The sequence below is a fragment of the Kitasatospora sp. NPDC096204 genome (genome assembly GCF_044763205.1).
GTDB lineage: Bacteria > Actinomycetota > Actinomycetes > Streptomycetales > Streptomycetaceae > Kitasatospora.
Map to the genome: position 1 here is coordinate 134,395 of NZ_JBIWFT010000012.1, position 24,872 is coordinate 159,266.

Annotated in this window: 22 protein-coding genes; 13 read left to right on the forward strand and 9 right to left on the reverse strand. The window is 73.4% G+C overall.

The features are described 5' to 3' along the window. Window positions 1-14: 14 nt before the first annotated feature. From ACIQ87_RS15810 to ACIQ87_RS15830, 5 genes are all read left to right on the forward strand, one after another. Window positions 15-1,190 (forward strand): FxsB family cyclophane-forming radical SAM/SPASM peptide maturase, encoded by a 1,176-nt coding sequence (locus ACIQ87_RS15810; RefSeq protein ID WP_402406330.1) that lies wholly within the window; start codon window positions 15-17, stop codon window positions 1,188-1,190. A 193-nt stretch (window positions 1,191-1,383) separates the two neighbouring features. Beyond that, complete coding sequence (locus ACIQ87_RS15815; RefSeq protein ID WP_402406333.1) at window positions 1,384-2,562, forward strand: aKG-HExxH-type peptide beta-hydroxylase; 1,179 nt, start codon at window positions 1,384-1,386, stop codon at window positions 2,560-2,562. A 363-nt stretch (window positions 2,563-2,925) separates the two neighbouring features. Continuing rightward, window positions 2,926-3,111 (forward strand): hypothetical protein, encoded by a 186-nt coding sequence (locus tag ACIQ87_RS15820; RefSeq protein WP_359913873.1) that lies wholly within the window; start codon window positions 2,926-2,928, stop codon window positions 3,109-3,111. A 58-nt stretch (window positions 3,112-3,169) separates the two neighbouring features. After that, a complete protein-coding gene (locus tag ACIQ87_RS15825) occupies window positions 3,170-5,590 on the forward strand; it encodes an FxsB family cyclophane-forming radical SAM/SPASM peptide maturase (protein WP_402406336.1) in 2,421 nt (806 codons plus the stop codon). 158 nt (window positions 5,591-5,748) lie between these two features. Continuing rightward, a complete protein-coding gene (locus tag ACIQ87_RS15830) occupies window positions 5,749-6,462 on the forward strand; it encodes an aminoglycoside N(3)-acetyltransferase (protein ID WP_402406338.1) in 714 nt (237 codons plus the stop codon). 326 nt (window positions 6,463-6,788) lie between these two features. Here ACIQ87_RS15830 and ACIQ87_RS15835 read toward each other — a convergent pair whose 3' ends face one another. The 3 genes from ACIQ87_RS15835 to ACIQ87_RS15845 all read right to left on the reverse strand — a co-directional run bounded on the left by ACIQ87_RS15835 (window position 6,789) and on the right by ACIQ87_RS15845 (window position 8,143). Next, complete coding sequence (locus ACIQ87_RS15835; RefSeq protein WP_402406341.1) at window positions 6,789-6,989, reverse strand: DUF397 domain-containing protein; 201 nt, start codon at window positions 6,987-6,989, stop codon at window positions 6,789-6,791. Window positions 6,990-7,076: 87 nt separating this feature from the next. Then, window positions 7,077-7,274 carry a DUF397 domain-containing protein gene (locus ACIQ87_RS15840; protein WP_402406344.1) on the reverse strand — a complete coding sequence of 66 codons (198 nt, stop codon included), beginning with the start codon at window positions 7,272-7,274 and terminating at the stop codon, window positions 7,077-7,079. Between the two features lie 2 nt (window positions 7,275-7,276). Continuing rightward, window positions 7,277-8,143 carry a helix-turn-helix domain-containing protein gene (locus ACIQ87_RS15845; RefSeq protein ID WP_402406346.1) on the reverse strand — a complete coding sequence of 289 codons (867 nt, stop codon included), beginning with the start codon at window positions 8,141-8,143 and terminating at the stop codon, window positions 7,277-7,279. 165 nt (window positions 8,144-8,308) lie between these two features. Here ACIQ87_RS15845 and ACIQ87_RS15850 point away from each other — a divergent pair, with 165 nt between their 5' ends. Both ACIQ87_RS15850 and ACIQ87_RS15855 read left to right on the forward strand, forming a co-directional pair. Next, a complete protein-coding gene (locus ACIQ87_RS15850; RefSeq protein ID WP_402406349.1) occupies window positions 8,309-8,677 on the forward strand; it encodes an ATP-binding protein in 369 nt (122 codons plus the stop codon). After that, the gene (locus ACIQ87_RS15855; RefSeq protein WP_402406351.1) at window positions 8,674-8,919 is read left to right on the forward strand and encodes a hypothetical protein; all 246 of its coding nucleotides are present in this window, start codon (window positions 8,674-8,676) and stop codon (window positions 8,917-8,919) included. The genes ACIQ87_RS15850 and ACIQ87_RS15855 overlap by 4 nt, the downstream gene beginning before the upstream one ends. A gap of 47 nt (window positions 8,920-8,966) precedes the next feature. Here the strand turns inward: ACIQ87_RS15855 and ACIQ87_RS15860 are convergent, their stop codons facing one another. Then, window positions 8,967-9,539: a TetR/AcrR family transcriptional regulator gene (locus ACIQ87_RS15860; protein ID WP_402406354.1), complete on the reverse strand. Its 573-nt coding sequence runs from the start codon at window positions 9,537-9,539 to the stop codon at window positions 8,967-8,969. Between the two features lie 78 nt (window positions 9,540-9,617). On the opposite strand from ACIQ87_RS15860, the gene ACIQ87_RS15865 reads away from it, so the two are divergent. After that, window positions 9,618-11,108: an MBL fold metallo-hydrolase gene (locus ACIQ87_RS15865; protein WP_402406357.1), complete on the forward strand. Its 1,491-nt coding sequence runs from the start codon at window positions 9,618-9,620 to the stop codon at window positions 11,106-11,108. Window positions 11,109-11,174: 66 nt separating this feature from the next. On the opposite strand, the gene ACIQ87_RS15870 is transcribed toward ACIQ87_RS15865, so the two are convergent. Continuing rightward, window positions 11,175-11,369, reverse strand: a complete 195-nt coding sequence (locus ACIQ87_RS15870) for a DUF397 domain-containing protein (RefSeq protein WP_392882380.1) — start codon at window positions 11,367-11,369, stop codon at window positions 11,175-11,177. Between the two features lie 201 nt (window positions 11,370-11,570). Here ACIQ87_RS15870 and ACIQ87_RS15875 point away from each other — a divergent pair, with 201 nt between their 5' ends. From ACIQ87_RS15875 to ACIQ87_RS15885, 3 genes are read left to right on the forward strand one after another with little or no spacing between them, the layout of a single operon-like run. Beyond that, complete coding sequence (locus ACIQ87_RS15875) at window positions 11,571-13,097, forward strand: TIR-like protein FxsC (protein ID WP_402406360.1); 1,527 nt, start codon at window positions 11,571-11,573, stop codon at window positions 13,095-13,097. After that, the gene (gene fxsT, locus ACIQ87_RS15880) at window positions 13,094-17,104 is read left to right on the forward strand and encodes an FxSxx-COOH system tetratricopeptide repeat protein (RefSeq protein WP_402406362.1); all 4,011 of its coding nucleotides are present in this window, start codon (window positions 13,094-13,096) and stop codon (window positions 17,102-17,104) included. The genes ACIQ87_RS15875 and fxsT overlap by 4 nt, the downstream gene beginning before the upstream one ends. 48 nt (window positions 17,105-17,152) lie before the next feature. After that, window positions 17,153-18,118 carry a 2-hydroxyacid dehydrogenase gene (locus ACIQ87_RS15885; RefSeq protein ID WP_402406364.1) on the forward strand — a complete coding sequence of 322 codons (966 nt, stop codon included), beginning with the start codon at window positions 17,153-17,155 and terminating at the stop codon, window positions 18,116-18,118. 29 nt (window positions 18,119-18,147) lie between these two features. On the opposite strand, the gene ACIQ87_RS15890 is transcribed toward ACIQ87_RS15885, so the two are convergent. The 3 genes from ACIQ87_RS15890 to ACIQ87_RS15900 all read right to left on the reverse strand — a co-directional run bounded on the left by ACIQ87_RS15890 (window position 18,148) and on the right by ACIQ87_RS15900 (window position 20,982). Further along, window positions 18,148-19,014: an alpha/beta fold hydrolase gene (locus tag ACIQ87_RS15890; protein ID WP_402406367.1), complete on the reverse strand. Its 867-nt coding sequence runs from the start codon at window positions 19,012-19,014 to the stop codon at window positions 18,148-18,150. Between the two features lie 11 nt (window positions 19,015-19,025). Then, the gene (locus ACIQ87_RS15895; RefSeq protein WP_402406370.1) at window positions 19,026-19,943 is read right to left on the reverse strand and encodes a DUF4231 domain-containing protein; all 918 of its coding nucleotides are present in this window, start codon (window positions 19,941-19,943) and stop codon (window positions 19,026-19,028) included. A 274-nt stretch (window positions 19,944-20,217) separates the two neighbouring features. Continuing rightward, window positions 20,218-20,982, reverse strand: a complete 765-nt coding sequence (locus tag ACIQ87_RS15900; RefSeq protein ID WP_402406373.1) for a sugar isomerase domain-containing protein — start codon at window positions 20,980-20,982, stop codon at window positions 20,218-20,220. 221 nt (window positions 20,983-21,203) lie between these two features. Here ACIQ87_RS15900 and ACIQ87_RS15905 point away from each other — a divergent pair, with 221 nt between their 5' ends. Beyond that, the gene (locus ACIQ87_RS15905) at window positions 21,204-21,896 is read left to right on the forward strand and encodes a metal-dependent transcriptional regulator (RefSeq protein WP_402406376.1); all 693 of its coding nucleotides are present in this window, start codon (window positions 21,204-21,206) and stop codon (window positions 21,894-21,896) included. A 400-nt stretch (window positions 21,897-22,296) separates the two neighbouring features. Here the strand turns inward: ACIQ87_RS15905 and ACIQ87_RS15910 are convergent, their stop codons facing one another. Continuing rightward, the gene (locus ACIQ87_RS15910) at window positions 22,297-23,010 is read right to left on the reverse strand and encodes a bifunctional DNA primase/polymerase (RefSeq protein ID WP_402406379.1); all 714 of its coding nucleotides are present in this window, start codon (window positions 23,008-23,010) and stop codon (window positions 22,297-22,299) included. Window positions 23,011-23,316: 306 nt separating this feature from the next. Between ACIQ87_RS15910 and ACIQ87_RS15915 the strand changes: the two genes are divergently transcribed. Continuing rightward, entirely contained in the window at window positions 23,317-24,693 is a 1,377-nt protein-coding gene (locus tag ACIQ87_RS15915; protein ID WP_402406382.1) for a transcriptional regulator, read from the forward strand. The last annotated feature ends 179 nt before the right edge of the window (window positions 24,694-24,872 follow it).

Sequence of the window (24,872 nt, forward strand, 5' to 3'; positions counted from 1 at the left end):
TTAGGCTCACGGGCATGGTGCCGTTCCGGCAGTTCCTGCTGAAGATCCACAGTCGGTGCAACCTGGCCTGCGACTACTGCTACGTGTACGAGGGCGCGGACCAGAGCTGGCGCGGGCGGCCCCGGCGGATGGAGCTCGCGACCGTCCGCCGCACCGCCCGGCGGATCGACGAGCACGCGGCCGAGCACGGGCTGGACGAGGTGTCCGTGGTGCTGCACGGCGGCGAGCCGCTGCTCGTCGGCGCGGCCCATCTGGACGCGCTGCTCGGCGAGTTGGCGGCCGTCCGGTCCAGGGTGCGGTTCACCGTGCAGACCAACGGGCTGCGGCTGCTGGACGAACCGGCGCTGCTCGACGTGCTGCACCGCCACCGGGTCGCGGTCGGGGTCTCGCTGGACGGCACCCGGGCCGGCCACGACCGGCACCGGCGGCTGCCCTCCGGCGCGGGCAGCTGGGCGCGCACCGCCGAGGCGGTGCGGCTGCTCGGCTCGGAGCGGCACCGGGAGCTGTTCGCCGGGCTGCTGTGCGTCGTCGACCTGGCGTCGGACCCGGTGGCCACCTACGAGGCGCTGCTGGAGTTCGCGCCGCCCAGGATCGACCTGCTGCTGCCGCACGCCACCTGGCGCGAGCCCCCGCCGGGCGTCCCGCCGCGGCCGGTGCCGGAAGCGCCGCCGTCGGGCGGGGGGCCCGCGCCGTACGGGGAGTGGCTGATCGCCGCCTTCGACCGCTGGTACGGCGCGCCGCGCCGGGAGACCGGGGTGCGGCTGTTCGAGGAGCTGGCGGTGCTGCTGCTCGGCGGGCGGGCGGCCAGCGAGGCGGTCGGGCTGGCGCCCGTCGACCTGGTGGTGGTCGAGACGGACGGGGCGATCGAGCAGGCGGACAGCCTCAAGGCGGCCTACGACGGCGCCCCCGGGACCGGCCTGGACGTGTGGCGGCACGGCTTCCGGGAGGCGGGCGCGCACCCGGCCTTCCGGGCCCGCCAGCGCGGCCTCGCGGGCCTCGGGGCGGTCTGCGCCGGGTGCCCGCTGGCCCGGGTCTGCGGCGGGGGCCTGTACGCGCACCGGTACGCGGGAGACGGCTTCGGGCACCCGTCGGTGTACTGCGCGGACCTGGACCGGCTGATCCGGCACATCGCGGGGCGGCTGCGGGCGGGGGTCGCGGGACTGGCGGGTGCGACACGGGCGGCGGGGTGACGGAGGCGGCATCGGCGGCGCGGGTGGGGCCGAGGTGACGGCGGGGGCGGGGCGTCGGTTCACCCGTCCGGGTCATGCCCGGCCGCCGTCCGGCTGATCCGCCCCCGCGTGGGGAGACCGCGGGCGGATCCGGCGGGTTGGGCGAGGGACCGGCCGACCTGGCCGGGAGCCGCACACACGAGGAGGAGGACCGGTGACGGGTACGGGCGAGGTGGTGGCGGCCGGGGTGCCGGGCGCGCGCGGGGCGGACGGACTGCCCCGGCACGGGGTGGACCGGGCGACGTTCCGGGCGATCGCGGGCGCGCGCGGCGGGCCGGAGGCCGTCCGGCTGCTGCGCGCGGGGCAGTTGAGCAAGCGGGCGCTGCTGCTGCTGGCACTGCGCCGGTCGGTGCCGGAGCACGACGGCTACCGGGAGGCGTACGCCCGGGTGCGGGCGCTGCAGCGGGACGACCGGGACGGCTGGGAAGAGGTGCTGCTGCGGCCGGAGTTGGACGCCTGGGCGGCCGACTGTCTGCGCGGCGCGGCGGCGGGGGAGGCCGCCCCGCTCGACGGGCTGGGCGAGTTCCTCCGGTCGGGCCCGGGGCCGTCCCTCGTCCTGGAGTGCGACGGGCTGCGCTGGACGCCGTCGATCGACCAGGCCGGTCCGCGCCGGGTGGACTACGGGCGCCCGCCGGCCGGGCCGCTCGCGGGCGGCGAACTCGCTCGCTGGGAGCGGCGGTTGGCCGAGGCCTGGGAGATCCTGGTGCGCCGCCACCGCCGCCATGCGCGGGCCCTCGCGGCCTGCGTGGCCACCGTCGTGCCGCTGCGGCCGGCCCCCGGCGGGGAGGTCGTCAGCGCCGCCGCCCGGCGGGCGTACGGTGCGGTGGCGGCCTCGCTGCCGGACGATCCGGTGCTGCTGGCGCTGGCCCTGGTGCACGAGTTCCTGCACGTCCAACTCGGTGCCCTGATGGACCTGGTGCCGCTGCACCGACCCAACGGTCCGGCTGTCTACCACGCCCCCTGGCGGGCCGACCCGCGCCCGGCCGGGGCGCTGCTCCAGGGGGCGTACGCGCACCTGGGCGTGGCGGACTTCTGGCGGGCGGAGGCGGAGGCGGCGGCCGGGGCAGGGTCGGGCGCGGGCGCGGGGGTTTCCGGGGCGGCGCCGGGGCCGGGGGTGGGCTCGGGCGCGACGCCCGGCTCGGGCGCGGGCGAGGTGGCGCGCGCGGCCCGTGCGCACGCGGAGTTCGCGCGCTGGCGGACGCACACCCTGGCGGCCGGGCAGACGCTCCTGAGCTGCGGCGAACTCACGCCGGACGGGCTGGAGTTCACCAGGGAGTTGGTGCGGGCCGTGGGGGAGCTCGGCGAGCCGGGGGGAGTGAATCCGGGGGAATGAATCCGGGGAGGCGCAGGCTTGACCGGATGGCGCGCTTGTGGGGGTGCTCTGCTGGGCACTCCCGGGGTGTGCCCAGGCAGCGGTCCACATGGTCGCCCTGGCGGCGGGCCACAATTTCGCCCTGGCGGCGGTCCATCTTTTCGCCCCGGCGACACGCTTCGGCGTGCGCCACGGCGAAGGGCGCGGCGGCTGATCAGGTGAATTCTGGTGGCACGGCGCGGGCTGTGGTGCGGCGTCGGCCGCCTGGGGAGCCCAACGTGACTCCGAACGTGCCGCGCGGAGTCTTCGAGGGCACTACATTGGTCGCAACTGGGTGGGCTTACCCACCCTCGGCAGGTCCTAACCGCGCCTAAGGAAACGAATATGACTCCGGTAACCAGCATCAGGCCGGCCGGCAAGCTCACTGACCCTCAGGAGACGCCGGAACGCCCCTCGCTCGCCGATCTCGCCGCGCTCGGCGCGGAAGAACTGGCCTCCCGGCTCCAGCGCGCGCTCCCCGGCGCGGAATCCGGCCTCGTGCCGGTCGCTGCCTTCAACTCCTCGATCTGACCCGACCCGGAACACCGAGCGGAACCCAGACCGAGCCGAACCGAACAGTCCGAGCTCCATGACGACGTCAACTCCGCTGCCGCTGACGCAGTTCGTGGTCAAGATGCACAGCAGGTGCGATCTGGCCTGCGACCACTGCTACGTCTACGAGCACGCGGACAGCAGCTGGCGCTCCCGGCCGAAGGTCATCGCGGACGGGATCCTGGCCAAGGCCGCCGAGCGCATCGGCGAGCACGCGGCCGCCCACCGGCTGCCCGCCGTCCGGGTCGTCCTGCACGGGGGAGAGCCCCTGCTCGCCGGCCCGGACCGCTTGCGCCGCGCCGCCGAGGCGCTCCGGGCGGCGCTCCCGCCCGGCTGCGCGCTCGACCTGCGCATCCACACCAACGGCGTGCTGCTGAGCCGGGACTTCTGCGCGCTGTTCGCGGAGCAGGAGATCAAGGTCGGCATCTCGCTGGACGGCGACAAGGCCGCCAACGACCGCCACCGGCGGTTCGCCGACGGACGCAGCAGCCACCCGCAGGTGCTGCGGGCCGTCGCCCTGCTGAACGAGCCCGAGTACCGGCACCTCTTCGTCGGGCTGCTGTGCACGATGGACGTCGAGAACGACCCGGTGGCCGTGTACCGGGCGCTGGCCGAACTCCGGCCGCCCGCCGTGGACTTCCTGCTCCCGCACGCCACCTGGGACGAACCGCCCAAGCGCCCCGCCGCGCTCGGCGCCACCCCGTACGCCGACTGGCTGCTGACCGTCCACAGGCTGTGGGAAGCGGACGGGCGGCCGTTCGCCGTACGGACCTTCGAGTCCGTGCACCGGACCCTGCGGGGGTTCTCCAGCCTCACCGAGTCGCTCGGCCTGGAGCCCTCCGACCTGGCGGTCCTGGAGACGGACGGGACCTTCGAGCAGGCCGACAGCCTGAAGACGGCGTACGACGGCGCGCCCGCCACCGGGCTGAACGTCTTCGCGCACAGCCTCGACGACCTCGCCCGCCACCCCGGCATCGCCGCCCGCCAGTCCGGCCTGGCCGGACTGAGCGAGGCCTGCCGCGCCTGCTCCGTGGTGCGCTCCTGCGGCGGCGGGCTGTACGCCCACCGCTATCGGAGCGACGATGGAGGAGGCAGCTTCGACCATCCCTCCGTCTACTGCGGTGATCTCATGACGTTCATCAACGGCATCGCGGGGAGCGGGAGTTCTGCCGGTGCTCCGGGGGGCGGCGTTCCCGTGCAGGCTGCCGGGCCGTCGCGGCCCGGCGCCGAGCCGCTGCCGCCCGGCGCGCTCACCCCGCCCCAACTCGACGAGCTCGCCGCCGGATACGGGAGCGCGAACACCATCGCCGCGCTCGGCCGTTCCCAACTCGCCCTCACCCGGGCGATGCTGGCCGCCGCCTGGGACGCCTCCGGACAGGGGCGGGCCGAGGCATGGGCCCTGCTGGCCGAGCTCGACGCGGCGGCCCCCGCCGCCGTGGACACCGTGCTCGCCCACCCCTACGCCCGAGCCTGGGCCGCCCGCCGGCTCGCCGGGGACCTCCCGGTCGGGCTCGGCCCGCTGGCCGCGCTCGCCGCGGCGGCCGCGGTGCGGGCCGGACGGGGCGACACGGTCGCCGTGCCCGTCCGGGGCGGCCGGCTGCACCTGCCGACGCTCGGCGGCCTCGCCGTACCCGACGGCGAGGCCGTGGTCACCGGACGGGCGGACGGCTTCCAGGTGCGGGCGTCCGACGGATCCGTGCACACCGTGCTGGACGAGCCGCGGTGGCGGATCCGGCTGGCCGACGGCTGGACGGTCGCCCTGGAGGACACCGACCCGCTGCGGGACAGCCACGACCACCCCGTCGCGGACCGCCTCTCCGAGAGCGAACTGCTCGACTGGACGGGCGCGTTGCGCGAGGCCTGGGAGCTGCTCGGGCGGGACCTGCCCGGGTACGCGGAAGGCATCCGGGCCGGCCTGACGACGGTCACCCCGTTGCGGCCGGGCCCGACCGGCCGGGACGTCAGCTCCGCGGCCCGGCAGGCGTACGGCGCCGTCGGCATCGCCCGGCCCGCCACCGCGCCGACCCTCGCCATGCTGCTCGCCCACGAGTTCCAGCACGTCAAGCTCGGCGCGGTGCTGGACCTGACCGACCTGTACGACCGCGGCGACACCGCGCTGTACTTCGCCCCCTGGCGGCCCGACCCCCGGCCGCTCGAAGGGCTGCTCCAGGGCACGTACGCCCACCTGGCCGTCACCGAGTACTGGGGCACCCGCACCCTCGCGTACGACGGACTGCCGGGCGCGGCCGCCGACCGGGCGCGGGAACAGTTCGCGCTCTGGCGGCGGTACACCGCCGACGCCGTGGAGCGGCTGGCGTCGTCCGGGTCCCTGACCGGGACCGGCCTGCGCTTCGCCGAGGGCATGCGTGCCACCGTGGCACCCTGGCTCGCCCTGCCGCTGCCCGCAGCCGCCGAGCAGGCGGCCGACCGGGTACGGCGGGAACGGGCCGGGGTCTGACCTCCCACCCGCGCCGCCCCGGGACCTCCCTCGCCCGGGGCCCTCAACCCCGGGGAAACGCCATCCTCACCGAACCCCGCGCCGGCGGCGTCGCCGTCGCCTCCTCCGTCCACCCCCTCGTCCGCGACCTCGTCGAGCTCGGCGTCCGTCCGGGCACGGTGCTGCACGTCCAGGCGTCCCTGCGCGCCCTCGGACCGGTGCCTGGCGGGGCGGCCGGTGTGGTCGAGGCCCTGCTCGAAGTCCTGGGCCCCGACGGCACCCTGGTCGCCTACACCGCCACGCCCGAGAACTCCGCCACCTCCCGCATCCACCAGTCCGCCACCGCCGGTCTCTCCCCGGCGGAGGTGGCCGACTACCAGGACCGGATGCCCCGCTTCGATCCGGCCACCACCCCGGCCTCGCCCTCCATGGGGGCGCTGTCGGAAGCGATCCGCACCTGGCCGGGCGCGCTGCGCAGCCGCCACCCGCAGACCTCCTGGGCGGCCGTCGGCCGGCTCGCCCGGGAGATCACCGCCCACCATCCGCTGACCTCCCACCTCGGCCCGCAGACGCCGCTCGGGCGGCTCTACGAACTCGACGCCCGGGTGCTGATGCTCGGCGTCCCGATGGACCGCTTCACCGCGTTCCACCTCGCCGACCTCCGCATGCCCGACGTGCCGGTGCGCGAGTACCGCTGCGTCGGGGAGGACGGCTGGACGGCCTTCCGGGCCGCCGACCTGGACGACCTCCACTTCGGCCGCCTCGGCGCCGAGGTCCTGCGCACCGCCCGCGGCATCACCACCGCGCGCATCGGCGCCGCCGGCTGCCGCCTGGTGCCGGTCCGGGAGGCCGTCGACCTCGCCGAAGCCATCCTGCGCCGCGGCCGCCCCTGAAACCCGCTCCTTGTTCCCACCGCCCGACATGTGATCCCGCCGTTTCCCACCCCCCGCCCCCACACCCACCCCGTCCACCCCCGCCCCCCCGCCGCCCGGGCGCGTGGGGGGGGGGGCGGGAGCGGCGGCGCGCGGGGCGCGCGGGCTCCGCCGAAGCGCCGACGCGGGCCCCAGCCCCATCGCGTGCGTGAGAAGTCGGCCCGGCCGACTTCTCACGCACGAAGGGTGGCGGAAGGTCGCCGCGTTCTACCCGTAGTGCCCTGCGCGGGTGGCCATCGCGTTGGCCAGTGTGGCGCCCCGTATGGGATTACCGGGAAGGATCCGTTTCAGGGGTTGGCGGTGAAGTGGTCGAACTCGCCGGCCTTGGCGCCGTGGATCCAGGTGTGGAGCTTGGTGGGGGTGGTGGTGACGATGGTGGTGGGGTCGTCGGACTCGCGGATGTAGACACGGTCGCCGGCGGAAGCGATCTCGACGCAGTTGGCCTCCTCACCGCTGAAACTCGACTTCTGCCAGTTGAGGTGCGTCATGCTTACCTGCCCTGTCGCGTGTCACGGCTGTGCTGGCTGAGCTGATCTCCTCGTGCCCCAGTTGTCGACCGGAGCGCGAGGCGGTGGTCAGGCTTCGGTGAGGTGGTCGAACTCGCCGGCCTTGGCGCCGTGGATCCAGGTGTGGAGCTTGGTGCGGGTGGTGGTGACGATGGTGGTGGGGTCGTCGGACTCGCGGATGTAGGCGCGGTCGCCGTCGGATGCGATTTCGACGCAGTCTGCCCTGTCGCCGCTGAAGCTCGACTTCTGCCAGTTGAGCTGGCTCATGACTACCTACCTTGGATCTTGTACCGAACGTGCTGGATCAAGCCCCACGAGTCGCGATGGGACGGCGACGCGGGAGTGGCCGTGTTCAGAGGTGGCAGAGCCAGTCCCCTGAGTCGCTCGAACCTACGTCGGAATGCGGCCACGTCCTCAGGATCTCCCAAGAAGTCTGAATCATGTGGATGTTCCAGCAGAACTGAGTCAAGGCGTGCGTGAGCCCCGTGCATCAGGACGAACGGGGTCTCGCTCCGTGAGTAGGTGGTGCAGTCGAACGAGAGGATCTGGATCGTCACATGGGGCAGCCTGCTGATCTCAATGAGGTGGTTCAGTTGGTCGCGCATGATGGTCGGTCCGCCGTACATCATGTGCAGAGCTGCTTCATGGATGACAGCGTGGAACGGCGGGGCGTCTTCGACGGTCAGCAGCGCCTGGCGACGCTGACGGAACTCGACCCTCTTCTCCGCGTAGTCGTGGATGATCTCGCTGTAGGCCTTGGTCTGGAGCAGGCCGGGAATCAGGAGTGTCTGATAGCTGTCCAGGGCCGTCGCGCTTGCCTCGGCTTCGGCGAGATCGATCGCGGTGGGATGCACGTGAGGCTTGTAGTCGTTCCACCACGCCGTCTTGGAGCCCTTGCTCATCGCCGCGAGACCGGCTCGGTAGTCGGTGTCCGTGATCTCGCAGAGATCAAGCCAGATGTTCAGTCGGTCAAGATTTAGGCCCATCCGGCCAGATTCGATGTGGCTGACCGCTGGCCCCTTAACACCGATCGCCTGCCCGATCTCCAGCGCTGAGCGTCCAGCGGCGTCGCGTACGCGGCGAAGCTCCTCACCGAACCGGCGTTGACGTTCGCTGATCCCAGTCCTGAATGCCATCGGCGCGCCTTCCTCGCAGACAGTTACCTACGCAAAGTGTAGAGGCGTGCGCGGAGCGTGTTGTCAACTTTGGCGTGATGGCTCTAAAGTTTCACCACACTGCTCGCCGGATGTGGCGTCAAGCCTCTCTGCGCGTAGCTCATTTGAGCTGATGGGAGACTCCCCATGTGTGACCCCAACCTCAACTCCCCCTCCCTCACCGTGTCCCGCGAGGTGTTGCGCGACGCGATGTCGCGCGCCGGGTACCCCGACTCCTCCATCGGGGACGCCGAACTCGCCCTCATGGAACTGGTGGTGAACGCGTGGCGGCACGGGATGACGCGCTCGCCCGTCGTCACGGTCGTCTACTCCGGCAACACCCTCCGTGTCTCCGTCGCGGACCGCAGCAGCGAGTTGCCGAAGTGTCAGAAGTTCGACCCGCAGGCCGAGTCGGGCCGCGGACTGCAGCTGGTGGAGGGGCTCACCAACCGCTGGGGTGCCGAATCGCAGGCGCTCGGGAAGCGGGTCTGGTTCGAGCTGGACTGCGTCGCGTGAGCGCCCTCCACCCCCTCGACCCGCGTGATCCCGCCCTCCATCGCCTCAGCCGCCGGGATCTCACCGACCTGATCGTGGAGCTCCGCACCGAGGGCCGTGAGTTGGGTCTGCTCTGGCCCTCGGCCAAGCCCGGCGAGACCGTCTTGAACGGCCAGGTCCTCGTCTCGCTCGGTAGTGTTCCGGCCAGCACCTTGGTCAACCTCCTCTCGCTCGTCCGCGAGTTCAGGCGGCGGCAGGGGTAGGCGCGAATGCGGGCCCCGCCCGTCCGGCGGGGCCCGCGCCCGCATGTTCAGGCCCTGAAGCCGGCCGCGAGGAGGTCGAGGCGGGCGAGCAGGGCGTCGGCGAGCGAGTGAGGCGCGTCGGCGGCGAGCCAGCGGCCCAGGGTCGTGATGTAGGTGTCGAACAGCAGGTCGGCGACGGCGGTCGGGTCCAACTCGGCGCGGATCTCGCCCTGTTCGCGCCCCCGGGAGGCGGCCGCGACGAATGCCCGGGGGGTCGTGGCGCCGAGGCCGAAGGCGGCGTGGAGTACTCCGCTGTCGTGGAGCTCCTTCGCCAGCGCGTACTCCCGCTCGTTGAGTTCCGCGAGGGCGCGCAGTGCGCCCGCGAGCGCCTCGGTGGCGGAGGCATGGGCCTCGTCCAGGCGGTCCAGGACCTCGTGCCGCTGCTGGACCCAGGCGGTGACGAAGTCCTCCTTGCGGCGGAAATGGTTGAAGGCCGTCTGGCGTCCCACGTCCGCGCGTTCGGCGATGTGGTCGTAGGTGGTGGCCGCGTACCCCTGGGTGGCGAACAGCTCCAGCGCTGCCGCCAGCAGTCGTTCCCGGGTGGCGGTGCGGCGCTGGTCGCGTCGGGTGGGTGAGGACACGGGAAAAGTGTACTTGAATCTATTAGTGGACTGGAGTACATGTTGAGACTCCAGTCCACCTAACGAGGAGGCCCAGTCATGGCCGTCCCGTACACCCTCGGCCTGCACGAAATCGCCGCCGACACCTACGCCTACCTCCAGCCGAACGGCTCCTGGGGCCTCAGCAACGCCGGGCTGATCGTCTCCGGCGACGAGGCGCTGCTGGTCGACACCCTGTTCACCGTCCCGCAGACCCGAGAGCTGCTGGCCTCGATCACGCGCGCCCTGCCCGGCGTCACCGTCGACACCCTGGTCAACAGCCACAGCGACGGTGACCACTGGTGGGGCAACCAGCTGTTGCCCGACGCCACGGTGATCGCCTCCGAGGCCGCCGCGATCGACATGGGCCGCGACCACCTCCACCAACTCCTCGCCGCCCCCGGCGACCTGCCGCTCCCGCGCGTCGTCCAGGACATGCGGCGGGCCTTCGACTTCGCCGGCATCGTGCCGACCCTGCCGAACCGGACCTTCAGCGGCGAGCTGGACGTCGCCGTCGGGCGGCGGACCGTGCGGCTGATCGAGGTCGGGCCCGCCCACACCTGGGGGGACGTGCTGGTCCACGCCCCCGACGCCGGCGTGCTGTTCACCGGGGACATCCTGTTCGTCGGCGGCCACCCGGTGATCCACAGCGGGCCGGTGGAGCGCTGGATCGCCGCCTGCGACCTGATCCTCGGCCTGGACGTCGAGACGATCGTGCCCGGGCACGGGCCGGTCGTCGGCAAGCCGGAGGTCCGCACCTTCCGCGGCTACCTGGAGCGGGTCCGCGACCACGCCGGGCGCGCCCACCGGGCGGGCGTCCCGGTGCTGCGGGCCGCGCGGGAGATGGACCTGGACGGCTTCGAGGACTGGGACGACCGCGAGCGTCTGCTGCTCAACATCGGTGCCGTGTACCGCGAACTGAACGGCGACGGGACCCCGGGGGAGGAGGAGCTGCTGGTCGGGATGGACGAGTTCACCGCGGTCCCCCGGCTGGCGCCGCGGCCGCCCGCCGAGATCGCGGCCCTCGCCGGGCGCCTGGAGGGCCCCGCCGCCCGGCTCTTCGCCGACGGCGCCGGCCCGCTGGCGGGCCGCCCGGTGCTCAACGTCCTGGCCACCATCGGCCACCACCCCGACCTGCTGGTCGCCCTCGCGCCCCTGCTCGCCCAGCTCAACCAGGGACTGCTCCCGTTCCGCGAGCGCGAACTGGCCGTCCTGCGCACCGCGCACCGCACCGGCTCGGCGTACGAGTGGGAGCACCACGCCCGCCTCGGCGCCATGGCCGGGCTGTCCGGGCCGGAGATCGCCCGCGTCCAGGAGGGCCCGGAGCACCCGGACTGGTCGGAGACGGACCGCACGCTGCTGCGGGCCGTCGACGAACTGCACGACGGGCACGCGCTCGCTCCGGACACCTGGCAGGCACTGATCGAACGGCACTCCGGGGCGCAGGTGTTGGAACTCATGGCCCTGGTCGGGACCTACGGGATGGTCGCGGGCATCCTCAACTCCTGCAAGGTCCCGCTGGACGACTGGCTCACCGGGGCGGAAGCGTAAGCGCCCGCGCGGGAAGTCGGCCCGGCCGGCTTCCCGCGCCGTCGGCGACCTTTCCGGCCACCGCCGTCAGGCGACGAAGTGGTCGAACTCGCCGGCCTTGGCGCCGCGGACCCAGGCGTTGAACTTGATGCGGGTGGTGGTGACGACGAGGGTGGGGTCGTCGGACTGCCGGATGTAGACGTGGTCGCCCTCGGAGGCGATCTCGATCCATTCGTCCTTGCCGATGCTGGTGCTGGCCCTCTGCCAGTCGAGGTGTTCCACGAGTTCCCTCCTGGTGGTGGTGCGCGACGGCCGGAACGAGGGTACTGCTCCCAGTGCACGGGTGGCGGCATCGTTTCGGTCATGTCAATTCGTGCGAGACGTTGTGCTATTCCATTGGGGTGTCAGTCGTTCCTACACTGAAGCCCCGCCGCACGGGGGCTGCGGGAGGCAGGTTTGCCGACGGGCCCGGGGGAGGCGCGTGTGACTGACCGGGGCTGGGACGAGGACGACGCCCGGCCGTACTTCTTCCTCTCCTACGCGCACACCCCCAAGGCCGGTGCGCGGGGCGCGAGCGACCCGAACCACTGGGTCAGGCAGTTGTACCGGGATCTCTGCGAGGCTGTGCTCCAGCTGACCACCGTCCCGGACGGAGCAGCGGTCGGCTTCATGGACGAGTCCATGCACCAGGGCGAGTTGTGGGCCGAACGGCTGTCCGACGAGTTGGCGACGTGCCGGGTCTTCGTGCCCCTCTACTCCCCGAGGTACTTCAACAGCGTGCCGTGCGGCCAGGAATGGCACGCCTTCACCCGTCGGCCGGTCTACCCGGCGAACCTCGACTCCGAGCGCACCAGCGGCATCGTTCCGGTGCTGTGGGCCCCGATGAGCCGCTACCGGCTGCCGAACGTGGCCAGTGAACTCCAGTTCAACCACGCGAGTTTCGGCCCCGAGTACGCCACCGAGGGCCTCTACGCACTCATGAAGCTCAGCTACTTCCGCTCCGCCTACGAGCTGGCCGTGCACCGGCTGGCGGCCCGGATCGTCCAGGTCGCGGAGGAGACGGTGATCCCGGTCGGTCGGCGGCTGGGGTTCAACGGCCTCCCGAGCGCCTTCAACGTCACCGCCCCGACCAAGCAGCTGCGGATCTCCGTACTCGCCTACCACCAGAACGAGTTGCCCGCCGACCGCAGCCCCGACTACTACGGCGAGCGGCGCACCGACTGGCACCCGTACCGGCCGACCGGCTCGCCGATCGCCCAGCACGCGGCCAGGCTGGCACGACAGTTGGGGTTCCAACCGACCGTGCACGAGTTCGACGACGAGGTCGAGTCGATCATCGAGGGCAACGCCGAGGCGCCCGGCCTGCTGCTGCTCGACCGCTGGGCGCTGCGCGACCCGCGCCGGCGCGAACTCGTCCGGCGCTTCGACCGCTCGGACGCCGCCTGGGTGAGCATCCTGGAGCCGTTCAACGGCGACGACCCGGAGTGTGCCGACCGCGCGGAGGAACTCGGCGACCTCAGCGACGAGACGCTGCGCATCACCCGGCGGGCGAGCCGGCCGAGCTTCCTCGGCGCGACCGGCCCGACCGGGCTGCACACCCTGGAGGACTTCGACGACGCCCTGCCCCGGGCGGCGATGAAGGCCAAGTACGCGTTCGAGGGCCGCACCCGGGCCGAACCGGAGGAGCCGCCGCCGCCCCGGCCGAGCCTGCGGGACGCGTTCCGGCACGGAAGAGGCGGGTACGGACCGGACGGATCCCCGGGCGACCCCTTCGAGGACGACCAGGGCGACGACGGCGCCACCGACGGCAACGACCGCACCGATGACCGCACCGACGACCGCACCAACGGCAACGACCGCACCAACGGCAACGACCGCGGCAACGGCCGCACCACCCGTCGAAGTCGGACCAACGGCAACGACCCGCACCGCGCGCACGACCCGTACCGCGACGACGGCGATGAACCCGATGACGGGATGGCGCCCTTGGGAGGACGAGGACCGCGATGAACGACGACAACCGCACCAGGAACCTCCGCCTCGGCGGGCTCACCGCCGCCGACCTGGCCGCCCAGCGGGAGGCCGAGCGGCAGGCGGCGGAACGCGACCGCAACGGCCGGATCATCACCTTCTACTCGTACAAGGGCGGCACCGGCCGCACCATGGCGCTCGCCAACACCGCCTGGATCCTGGCCGCCAACGGCTTCCGCGTCCTCACCGTGGACTGGGACCTGGAGGCGCCCGGCCTCGCCAAGTTCTTCCACCCGTTCCTCGACCAGGCCTCGCTGGCCGGCACCACCGGCATGATGGACCTGATCGCCGAGTACCGCGAGGAGGCGTTGCGCCCGGTCGAGCACGCCGAGGGCTGGCACCTGGACTTCGCCCGGGTGCACCCGCACGCGCTCTCGCTCACCTGGCCGCACTTCCCGGCCGGCGGCAGCCTGGACTTCCTCTCCGCGGGCCAGTTCAACCGCGACTACTCCGAGGCCGTCACCCACCTCGACTGGGACATCTTCTACGACCGTTTCGACGGCGGGCAGTTCTTCGACGCCCTCAAGGCCGACATGGCCAAGCGCTACGACTACGTTCTGATCGACTCCCGCACCGGCCTGTCCGACATCGCCGAGATCTGCACCGTCCAGATGCCCGACGACCTGGTGGTCTGCTTCACCCTCAGCGACCAGTCCATCGACGGCGCCTCCCGGATCGCCCAGCACATCCACGACCGCTACCGCGAGCGCGGCATCCGCATCCTGCCCGTCCCGATGCGCATCGACGAGGGCGAGAAGGAGAAGGCGGACGCCGGCCGCGCCCTCGCCCGGGTCCGCTTCGACGGGCTGCCGGTCGGCCTGGACGGCGAGGAACTCGCCCAGTACTGGGGCTCGGTGGAGATCCCGTACCGGCCGTTCTACGCCTACGAGGAGATCCTCGCCACCTTCGGCGACCAGACCGGCACGCCCACCTCGATGCTGGCCGCCTGCGAGCGGCTCACCTCCATGATCAGCGAGGGCCGGGCGGCCGGCCTGCCGCCGATGGACGAGGAGGTGCGGCTGCGCTACGTGGACGCGTTCACCCGCCGCCGCCCGTCCGTGCCCGCCGACCTCTACCTCTCCTACGTCCCCGAGGACCGGATGTGGGCGGACTGGATCGAGTCCGTCCTGACCAGGGCCGGCTTCCGGGTGCTGCCGCGCGACCTCAGCGCCGGCACCGACCCGCGCGAGGAGACCGAGCGCGGCATCGACTCCGCGTACCGGACGGTCGCGGTGCTCTCGCCCGCCTACCAGCGCTCCCCGCAGGCGCGGGCGCTGTGGGAGTCGGTGGTCAGCTCCGACCCCTCCGGCACCCGGCGCCAGCTGCTGCCGGTCCGCGTCGGCGACGTCCGGCTCACCGCGCCGTTCAGCAACCGCAACCCGGTCGACCTGGTCGGCCGCGACGAGATGCAGTCGATCCAGAGCCTGCTGCGCGCGCTCGGCCGCGGCGAGACCCCGCTCGGCGACGCGCCCAGCGGCGGGCCGCGCTTCCCCGGCAGCAAGCCCTCGGTGTGGGACGTCCCGCCGCGCAACCCGTCCTTCACCGGCCGCGCCGCCGTGCTGGAGCAGCTGCGCAACCAGCTGCGCGGCGGCATGGCGGCCGTGCTGCCCACCCCGCAGACGCTGTACGGGCTCGGCGGCGTCGGCAAGACCCAGGTGGCGCTGGAGTACGCCCACCGCTTCATGTCCGACTACGACCTGGTCTGGTGGATCGACGCCGAGCAGACCGAGCTGGTCGCCCCGGCGCTCGCCGAACTGGCCCGCCGGCTGGGGCTGCGGGTCGGCGACTCGGTGACCGAGGCCGCCGAGGCGGCCAGGGAGGCGCTGCGGCGCGGCGTGCCCACCTCGCGCTGGCTGCTGATCTTCGACAACGCCGACGAGCCCGCCGAGATCCGCCGGTTCTTCCCCGGCGGCTCCGGCCACATCCTGGTCACCTCCCGCAACCAGGCCTGGACCGGGCACGCCGAGGCGCTGGAGGTCGACGTCTTCACCCGCGGCGAGAGCGTCGAGCACCTGTGCCGGCGCGCCCGCAGCCTCTCCCGCCCGGACGCCGACCGGGTCGCCGAGGCGGTCGGCGACCTGCCGCTGGCCGTCGAGGTGGCCGCCGCCTGGCTGGACACCACCGGCACCCCGGTGGACACCTACGTCTCCCAGCTGCACGCCGAGGCCGCCCGTGCCCTGGCCGTCGGCCGCCCGGCCGACTACCCGACCCCGGTCGCCGCGACCTGGAACGTGTCGATCGGACGGCTGCGCCAGCAGTCCCCGGCGGCCGTCCGGCTGCTCCAGCTCTGCGCGTTCTTCGCGCCCGAGCCGATCTCGATGAACCTCTTCTACAGCGACCAGATGATCCGGGCGCTGGTGAAGTTCGACGCCGACCTCAGCGACAAGTTCATGCTGGGCAAGGTGATCCAGGCGATCGGCCGGTACGCGCTGGCCAAGGTCGACGCCGGCAGCAACAGCTTCCAGGTGCACCGGCTCGTCCAGGCGGTGATCCGGGCCGGGATGACCGCCGACGAGCAGGAGATCGCCGTCCACGAGGTGCACCGCATCCTCACCGGCGCCCGGCCCGTCCTCGGCGACACCGACGACCCGGCCAACTGGCCCGCCTTCGACGAGATCTGGCCGCACCTGTCGCCGTCCAAGGCGCACAACTGCGACGAGGCGGACACCCGCCAGCTGCTCATCGACCGGGTCCGCTACCTGTGGAAGCGCGGCGAACTCGACCGCGCCCGCGACCTCGGCCACGCCCTGGACGTGGAGTGGACCGGCAAGCTCGGCGAGGACGACCGGCAGACCCTGCTGCTGCGCTTCCAGCTCGCCAACGTGCTGCGCTCCCAGGGCAACTACGGCGAGGCGCTGGCCCTGGACGAGGACACCCTGGAGCGCCAGCGCGCCCTGCTCGGCGAGCACCACCCGTACACCCTGATGACGGCCGGCTCGCTGGGCGCCGACCGCAGGGCGCTCGGCCGGTTCCAGGCCGCCCTCGACCTCGACCGTGAGATCCTCGACCAGTTCCGCGAGCTGTTCGGCGACGACAACCCGCGCACGCTCTCCATGGCGAACAACCTGGCGATCGACTACCGGCTGGTCGGCGACAGCGAGGCGGCCCGCGAACTCGACCAGGAGACCCTCGACCGGCGCACCGCCGTCCTCGGCCCCAAGCACCCCTACACCCTGTCCACCAAGTCCAACCTGGCCCGCGACCTGCGCGAACTCGGCGACTACCGCGGCTCGGTGGACCTGCTCCAGGAGGTCACTTCCGACCTCGGCGACGTGCTCGACCCGGACCTGCCGGAGAACCTGCGCAACGCCAAGTCGCTGGCCGTCTCGCTGCGCCGGATCGGCCAGCTCGCCGAGGCCCGCCGGATCACCAAGGAGACCTACGAGCGCTACCTGGAGCGCTACGGCGCCGACGCCCCCGACGCGCTCGCCTGCGCGCTCAACCTGGCCGCCGACCACAGCGCCTCCGGCGACAAGGAGGCCGCCCGCGACCTCTGCTCCACCGTCTTCGAGGGCCACCGGCGGCTGTTCGGCGACGAGCACCCGTTCACCCTGGCCTGCGCCAACAACCTCGGCATCTACCTGCGGGGCAGCGGCGACGTCCAGGGCGCCATCGAGCGCGGCCGGCTCACCGTCGAGGGGCTGACCCGCTCGGTCGGGCCGGAGCACCCGTACACCCTCAACGCGATGATCAACCTGGCCAACGCCTACGGCGACGACGGGCAGCTGGACCGCGCCGAGCGGCTCGGCCGGGCCGCGTACCAGGGGCTGTGCGACCGCTACAGCGCCCAGCACCCGGACGCGGTGGCCTGCGAGGCCAACCTGGCGATCACCCTGCGGGCGGGCGGCCGGCACACCCAGGCGGCAGAACTGCGGGCGCGGGCGATCTCCGAACTGATCCGGCAGGTCGGCGAGGAGCACCCCAACACGGTCTCCGCGCGCGGCTGGAAGCGGATCAACCGGGACCTGGAGCCGCAGCCGGTCTGATCGGGACGTTCAGGGAGATCGAGAAGGGGCGGGGTACGCTCCCAGACCATGAGTGACACCCCGCCCCCGGTCCTGGTCACCCGGCGCCTCGCCCCCGGCGTCGTCGAGCGGCTCACCGCGCACCACGCCGTCACCTGCCACGACTCCGACCTGGCGATGGACCGGGCCGCGCTGCTGGCCGCCGTCCGCGGGCGCCGGGCCGTGATCACCACCCTGGACGACCGGGTGGACGCCGGGTTCCTCGACGCGGCCGGCCCGCAGCTGGCCGTCGTCGCCAACCACGCCGTCGGCTACCACAACGTGGACGTGGCCGCCTGCGCCGAACGCGGCGTGCTGGTCACCAACACCCCCGGCGTGCTCACCACCGCCACCGCCGACATGGCCTGGGCGCTGCTGCTGGCCGCCACCCGCCGCCTCGGCGAGGGCGAGCGGCTGCTGCGCTCCGGCGCGCCCTGGACCTGGGCGCCGAACTTCCTGCTCGGCCTGGAGCTGGCCGGCACCCCGCTGGGCGTGCTCGGCATGGGCCGGATCGGGCAGGCGGTGGCCCGCCGGGCCCGCGCCTTCGACATGCCCGTCAGCTACCACAACCGCCGCGAGCTGCCGCCCGAGCAGGCCGAGGGCGCCGACCGGAAGCCGCTGGAGGAACTGCTCGCCACCTCCACCGTGCTGGTCGTCACCTGCCCGTTCACCGCCGAGACCCGGCACCTGCTGGACGCCCGCCGGCTCGCCCTGCTGCCGCGCGGCGCGGTGGTGGTCAGCATGACCGCAGGGGTGGTGGACGAGGAGGCGCTGGCCGCCGCGCTGGAGTCCGGCGCGCTGTTCGCCGCCGCCGTGGACAACTTCGAGCGCGAGCCGGCCGTCCCGTCCGCGCTGCTGGCCCAGGAGCGCGCGGTGCTCGCCCCGCACCTGGGCAGCGCCACCGTCCGTACCCGCCAGGCGATGGGCGGCCTGGCGGTGGACAACGTGCTGGCGGTGCTCGGTGGTTCGGCGCCCCTGACGCCGGTGCGCCCCTGACGCCGGTGCGGGTCTGATCCCGGATCGCCCTAGCCCGCCGCCCAGGCCAGGGCGGTGGTCATCACCCGGAACGCCCCGAAGTGGGCGGCGCCGGGCTCCAGGAACAGTTGGGCGTCCGGGATGTGGTCGGCCAGCCAGCGGGAGTGCTCGACCGGCGAGAACTGGTCGTCCGCGCCGTGCCAGAGCCACGTCGGCACCCGGATCGACCCGACCTCGAACCCCCAGTCGGCGGTGAAGGCCAGCACGTCGTCGATCCAGCCGTCCGCGCCGTGCCGGAACGCCTCCCGGTAGTTGCTCTGGAGCATCCGGCGCAGCCCGCTGTCGGCCACCACCTCCCGGTCGGCGGCGGAGAGTTCGGTGCGCAGCCCGTTCAGCAGCCGGACCGGGTCGTCCTTGATCTGCCGGGAGCGGAACTCCATCGCGTCGGCGATCCGGCCGTGCCCGCGCTCGGCCTCCTTGTAGGCGCGGACGTTGGACGGGGTCATCCCCGCGTACCAGTCCAGGCCGGCCGCGTTGCGCGGGGCCAGGCCGACCAGCACCGCGACCCGGCTGACCCGGTCCGGCAGCAGCGCCGCGCAGGCCAGCGCGTGCGGGCCGCCGCCGGAGCGGCCGAGCACCGCGAAGCGGTCCAGCCCGAACTCGTCCGCGATGGTGCGCACGTCCGTGGCCGCCGCGCTCACCCGGCGGCCGAACAGCCGGGTCGAGTCGCCGTAGCCGGGCCGGTCGAACGAGATCAGCCGGACGCCCAGCCGGTAGAGCACGGTGCTGCGCGGGTGCGGGCCGACCCGGCTGCCGGGCATGCCGTGCAGCAGGAACACCGGACGGCCGCGCGGGTCGCCGAGGGACTCGACGGCGAGGGCGCGGTCGTCCGCCGTTTTGACCGTCCGTAACGACACCTGCGGCCTCCTCAGTGCTCCGGGTCGGTTGCGTGCTCCCGGTCGGTGGTGGTGCGCACCTCCCGGCGGGCCTGCCAGGTGGTGTGCTCGCGGGAGATCGCGTCCTCGGCGTCCCGGGCCAGGCGGGCCCAGACCTCCTCGGCCTCCATCGACTCCAGGTCCAGCTGGGCGAGTTGGTGCTGGATCTGCGCCAGTTCCTCGGCGGCCAGGGCGTACGCGGCCGCGAGCGGCCGGTACTGGCGCAGCTGCGCCCAGGCGGCGACCGAGGCGGCCACCGCCGAGACCGTGCCCAGCGCGTCGTAGCTGAAGGCGCCGAGCGCCCGCAGCAGGGCGAGCACCAGGCCGAGCGCGGGCAGCAGCACGCCCAGCACCCCGGCCCAGTGCCCGGCGCGGGCGCAGTAGCGGGCCTTGGCGCGGTACCAGTCGTGCTGCAGCTGGATCCGCTCGGCCAGGTACACCTCGCGGCGCACCGCCAGCGGTTGTCCGCGCAGGTCGTGCATCGCCGGGGTGATCTCCACCCCGCCGTCCGGGACGGCGACCGGGCTGTCCCGGAACGCGCCGAGCACCCGGCCGAGCTGGAAGCGGTACAGGCCCTCGGCGTCCGGCAGGGCGCGCGGCGGCGGCTGGTAGGCGTCGGCCCGGACGGCGTACTTCCAGGCCAGCGTCTTCACCGACTCGGCGGCCGCCCGGCCCTCGTACCAGAGGCCCTGGGGGTTCTGCCGGCTGACCACCACCGCCAGCGCGATCGCGCCGAGGTAGGCCGCGGCCGCCGGCCACGCCCAGGGCTCGCCGTCGGCCGAGCCGGTCGCCGCGGCGGCCACCAGCAGGACCAGCTCCCAGGCGCAGAGCAGCACCGAACGCCGCTGCCCGCGCAGCGAGGCCGCGTCGGCGGCCCAGAAGAACTCGGGCAGGAGGTCCCGCTCGCGCACCCACCCGGTCCGTCCCGCAACAGACGCCATGTTCGGCCCCCACCAGTCGCTCCGGTCGCACCGCTCTCCTGCCCCGGGGGGCAGGCCGGTACGCCTGGTGACGACCGGTGCGGCCGGATGTGGCCGGGAAGGCCCGCTGCTTTGTCCGGTACTCCTCGTGTTCGCTTCTGCACCCAGCGTGCGGGGAGGCGGTGGGGGCGCGCGGCGGCCCGCGAGCGTGCGCGGGCGACCGGCCGGGGGTGGGCGGGGCGGCTCGGCGGGTGCGGGAGGGGGCTCAGTAGGTGTAGAAGACCCGGTCGGCGTTCTCGGCCATCTGCTTGGCGTTCCACTCGGTGCCGCCGGGGACGTTGCCGGAGCGGAACAGCGGCGGCGCGGGGCACTCCCCGGCGGCCGCCCGGTCGGCCAGCCGGCCGACGGCCGAGGCGACCACCGCCTGCATCAGCGCGCTGGTCACGATGGTGGACACCGGGCCGAAGGTGGTCTCGGCGCCGGGGTGGGTCAGCTCGCCGTCGCCGACCGCGATCTTGCTGTCCAGCACCACGTCGCAGTGGTCCTTCAGGTAGGTGCCGGTCGGGTGCGCCGAGGACACCTCCGCCGGGTAGGCCAGCGAGGTCACGCCGACCACCTTGAGGCCGCGGTCCCGGGCGTACCGGGCCAGCTCGACCGGCATCACCTGGCGGCCGGAGAGCGAGATCACGAACAGCAGGTCCCCGGTGGTGGCCGGGGTCAGGTCCAGGGTGGCGGTGGCCAGCCCGGAGACCCGCTCCAGCGCGCTGGACAGCGGTGCGGGCATCACCGTCACCCCGGCCATCCCGGGCACGTTCAGCAGGTTCACCGGGACCAGCCCGCCCGCCCGGTAGACCACGTCCTGGGCCGCCAGCGCGGAGTGCCCGGCACCGAAGGTGAAGACCCGGCGACCCTCGGTCATCGCCTCCGCCAGCAGCGCGGCGGCGGCCTCGATGGTGTCGGCCTCCTCCACGCGGACCCGCCGGAGGTGGGCGATCGCGGCGTCGAAGTACCGGTCGACCAGGTCGTTCATCTGGTGCCTTCGCTCTCTGCCGGGTGGGGGATCCGGCCGGGTGGGGTGGTCCGGGTGGTCCAGACCGCCGGTGGAGAAAGCTTCGGCGAGCACGGTCGCGCCCCGGCGGCACCGTTGTCAACAGGAACGAAACGGGGCTCCGTGGCCCCCGGGCGGGCCCGGTTGTCGGTCCCGTACGTCAGAATTGGCGGTGAGGACACCGAAGAACGGAGCCAGCGGCGATGTCTGGGCTGATCGACACCACTGAGATGTACCTTCGCACCATCCTGGAGCTGGAGGAGGAAGGCATCGTCCCGATGCGCGCCCGGATCGCGGAGCGCCTGGAACAGAGCGGCCCCACGGTCAGCCAGACGGTCGGCCGGATGGAGCGAGACGGGCTGCTCCAGGTCGCGGGGGACCGCCACCTCGAACTGACCGCGGAGGGGCGCCGGCTCGCGGTGCGCGTCATGCGCAAGCACCGCATCGCCGAGTGCCTGCTCGTCGACGTGATCGGCCTGGAGTGGGAGCAGGTGCACGAGGAGGCCTGCCGCTGGGAGCACGTGATGAGCGAGACGGTCGAGCGCAAGGTGCTCGCCATGCTCGGCCACCCCACCCAGTCCCCGTACGGCAACCCGATCCCGGGCCTGGACGAGCTGGGTGACACCAAGGCCGAGGGCGAGGGCTTCGACGCCGGGCTCGTCCCGCTGGACACCGTCAAGCCGGGCGAGGCCGGGGCCGACGTGGTGGTCCGTCGGATCGGCGAGCCGATCCAGACCGACAGCGCCCTGATGAGCACCCTGCGCCGGGCAGGCGTGCGGCCGGGCTCCACGGTCAAGGTGTCCGCCGGCGTCGGCGGCGTGCTGGTCGGTACCGGGGACAACGCGGCGGAGCTGGGCAAGGACATCGCCCAGCACGTCTTCGTCGCCCAGGCCTGAGCCGACATCCCGTCGGTATCGAGAAGGGGCCCGCTGCTCTCCGTGCAGCGGGCCCCTTCGCCCTCCCCGTTCCCTCCCTCTCCCCTCCGCCCCTCCCGGCCCCTCCCGCTCCCCTCCACCTCCACCGCCGCCGCCCGGCTTCCCCGTCCGAGCGCCCCTGCCGGCGTCCCCACACATCGCAATTCCTCCCCTCGGCCGATCATGGCAATCCTTGAGCGCTGTCACTCGTACGAGGGGCTTTGCCGGTTGACCAGCGGGTACACGGAAGCCTTATCCGGACATGCGTATGACGGGCCCCGTCTCCGGTGGGAGACAAGGCCCGTCACGTGCGCGCGTTGTGTCGCGCGGTGCACGCCCTCACCCGATCGGCAGAGGGCGGCCGTTCCGGGGTGGGCGGTGTTCAGCCCACCGGCGCCGGCTGGGCGGCCCGGGCGGTGCGGGCCGAGGGCGTCTCGCGGCCGCAGGCGTACGCGAGCGGGCTGATCAGTTCGGCGGCGTCCGGCAGCCAGCGGTTGAGCGCGGAGGGGGAGCGGGCCCACTGGGCGTACCCCAGGGAACCGATCCGGGACGGCGGGGCGACCGTCCAGTCCCCCTCGCCGCGGGCGACCAGGTCCAGCCGGCCGGGCGGCCAGCCGAGCCGGCGGAGCATCTCCGGGAGTCTGGCCGCGCCTCCGGGCAGCACCAGGAAGTGCAGCCGCCGCCCGATCCGCCCGGGCGCGGCGGGCTGGACCACCACCGGGCCGAGCTGGAGGCCCATCCGCTCCATCCGGGCGAGCGCCAGGCAGCCGGCCGTCTCCGGGACGTCCAGGACGTCGAAGGAGCGCCCGGTGGGCAGCAGGACCGACGCGTCGGGCCGCTCGGTCCACCAGCGCCGCACCGCACCGGGGCCGGCGCTCGCCTGCCTCGCCCAGTCCGGGTCCAGCGGGTGGGCGCCCGGCAGGGTGCAGCGCCGGTCCCCGCAGGAGCAGCGGACTGCGCCGTCGCCGTCGTCGACCAGCCAGGCGCCCGGGGCCACCTCCCAGTGGCGGGTCTCGGCGTAGCCGACGGCTTCCGCGAGTAAGAGGGGCGGGTCGGCCCTCTCGTTCCGGTCCTGGGCGTCGGGGATGTCTTCCACGGGGTGCTCAACTACCGTGTGTGAGGCTGGTTACGGCCCGATGGCGCCCGGTTGGGCGTATCCCGGCAATGTCACCCGTTCCGGTTAGTCGGCCGAGTTGAAGGGGCTGAGGGCAGGCGCAGCGGGGGCGCACAGGAGCATTTCCCGGGGCGCAAGGGGGGTGCGGTTCGTCACCGTGGGTATCCCGCTGGCGTCGCTGATCGCTAACCTTGTGTCAGATTCCTTGGATGGTCGGACAGTCGGCAACAGATCAGCAGAAGCGTCGCCCGCCGGCCGGGACCGGAGGGTGTGGGGAGGCGAAGCCCAATGGCCGCGAGACCACTCGTCGCACGACAGCCCAACGAGCGTCTGCAGCAACTGATCCAGGAGGCCAGCTGTTCCAACGCCGGCCTGGCCCGGAGGGTCAACCTCTGCGGCGCCGAACACGGGCTGGACCTTCGGTACGACAAGACCTCCGTGGCCCGCTGGCTGCGCGGGCAACAGCCGCGCGGGCAGGCGCCGGCCGTGATCGCCGAGGCCCTGGGCCGCAAGCTCGGCCGCAGCGTGTCGGTCGAGGAGATCGGCATGGCGGACGGCAAGAACCTGAGCTCCGGCATCGGGCTCCAGTTCGCGCCGACCATCGGTGCCGCCCTGGAGCAGGTCTGCGAGCTGTGGCGCAGCGACGTCGGCCGGCGGGACTTCCTGACCGGCGCGACGGTCGCCGCCTCCGCGCTGGTGGAGCCCAGCCGGGACTGGCTGATCACCCCGCCGGACCCGGTGGTGGCGCGGGCCGGTGGCCCCCGGGTCGGTCCGACGGACGTGGCCGCGGTGAGGGCGACCACCGCGATGCTGGTCGACCTCGACCACCGCTTCGGCAGCGGCCATGTGCGCCCGGTGGTGGTGCACTACCTCAACTCGGTGGTCTCCGGCCTGCTCGGCGGCGCCTACCGGGAGGAGACCGGGCGCCAACTCTTCGCCGCGGTGGCCCGGTTGACCGAACTGGCCGGCTACATGGCGGTGGACACCGGGCAGCCCGGGCTCGCCCAGCGCTACTACATCCAGGCGCTGCGGCTGGCCCAGGCCGCCGACGACCGCGGCTACGGCGGCTACGTGCTGGCCGCCTCGATGAGCCACCTGGCGGCGACCCTCGGCAACCCGCGGGAGATCGCCCAACTCGCGCGCGCCGCACAGGAGGGCGCCCGCTCGGTGGCCACCCCGACGGCGATGGCGATGTTCTACGCCGCCGAGGCCCGCGGCCACGCCCTGCTCGGCGACGCCCGCTCCTGCGAGGCGGTGTCGGCCAGGGCGCTGGAGATGATGGAGAAGCGCCGCCCGGAGGACGACCCGGACTGGATCGCCCACTTCGACGACGCCTACCTCGCGGACGAGCTGGCCCACTGCCACCGGGACCTGGAACAGGCGGGCCAGGCCGAGCACTACGCCCGCCGGGCGCTCGACCTGCACCCGCCGACCAGGGTCCGGCGCCGCGCGGTGGACCTCGTCCTGCTGGCCACCGCCCAGCTCCAGCAGCGGGACCTGGAACGCGCCTGCGAGACGGGTGCCCAGGCGGTCCGGTTGCTCAGCGGGCTGCGCTCCAACCGGGGCGTGGAGTACCTGGACGAGTTCCGGCGCCGGCTGGAGCCGTACCGGGAGCAGCGGGTGGTCCGCGAGTTCCACGCCCGGGCGGACGCCGAGGCGGCGTAGCGGCCGTCTCCGCGGCTCCTCCCGGTCCCCGGGGCCCGGGCGGCGGCCCGAGCCCGGGGCGGCCGCGGATCGTCTGTGCAGGGAGCGTGATGGATGTCCCGCCCACGTGGTCACCCGGTGAGGCGAACCGGTAGCGTGGGCGCGACGTCCAAGGAACTGTGATGCTCCCAAGAACCGAC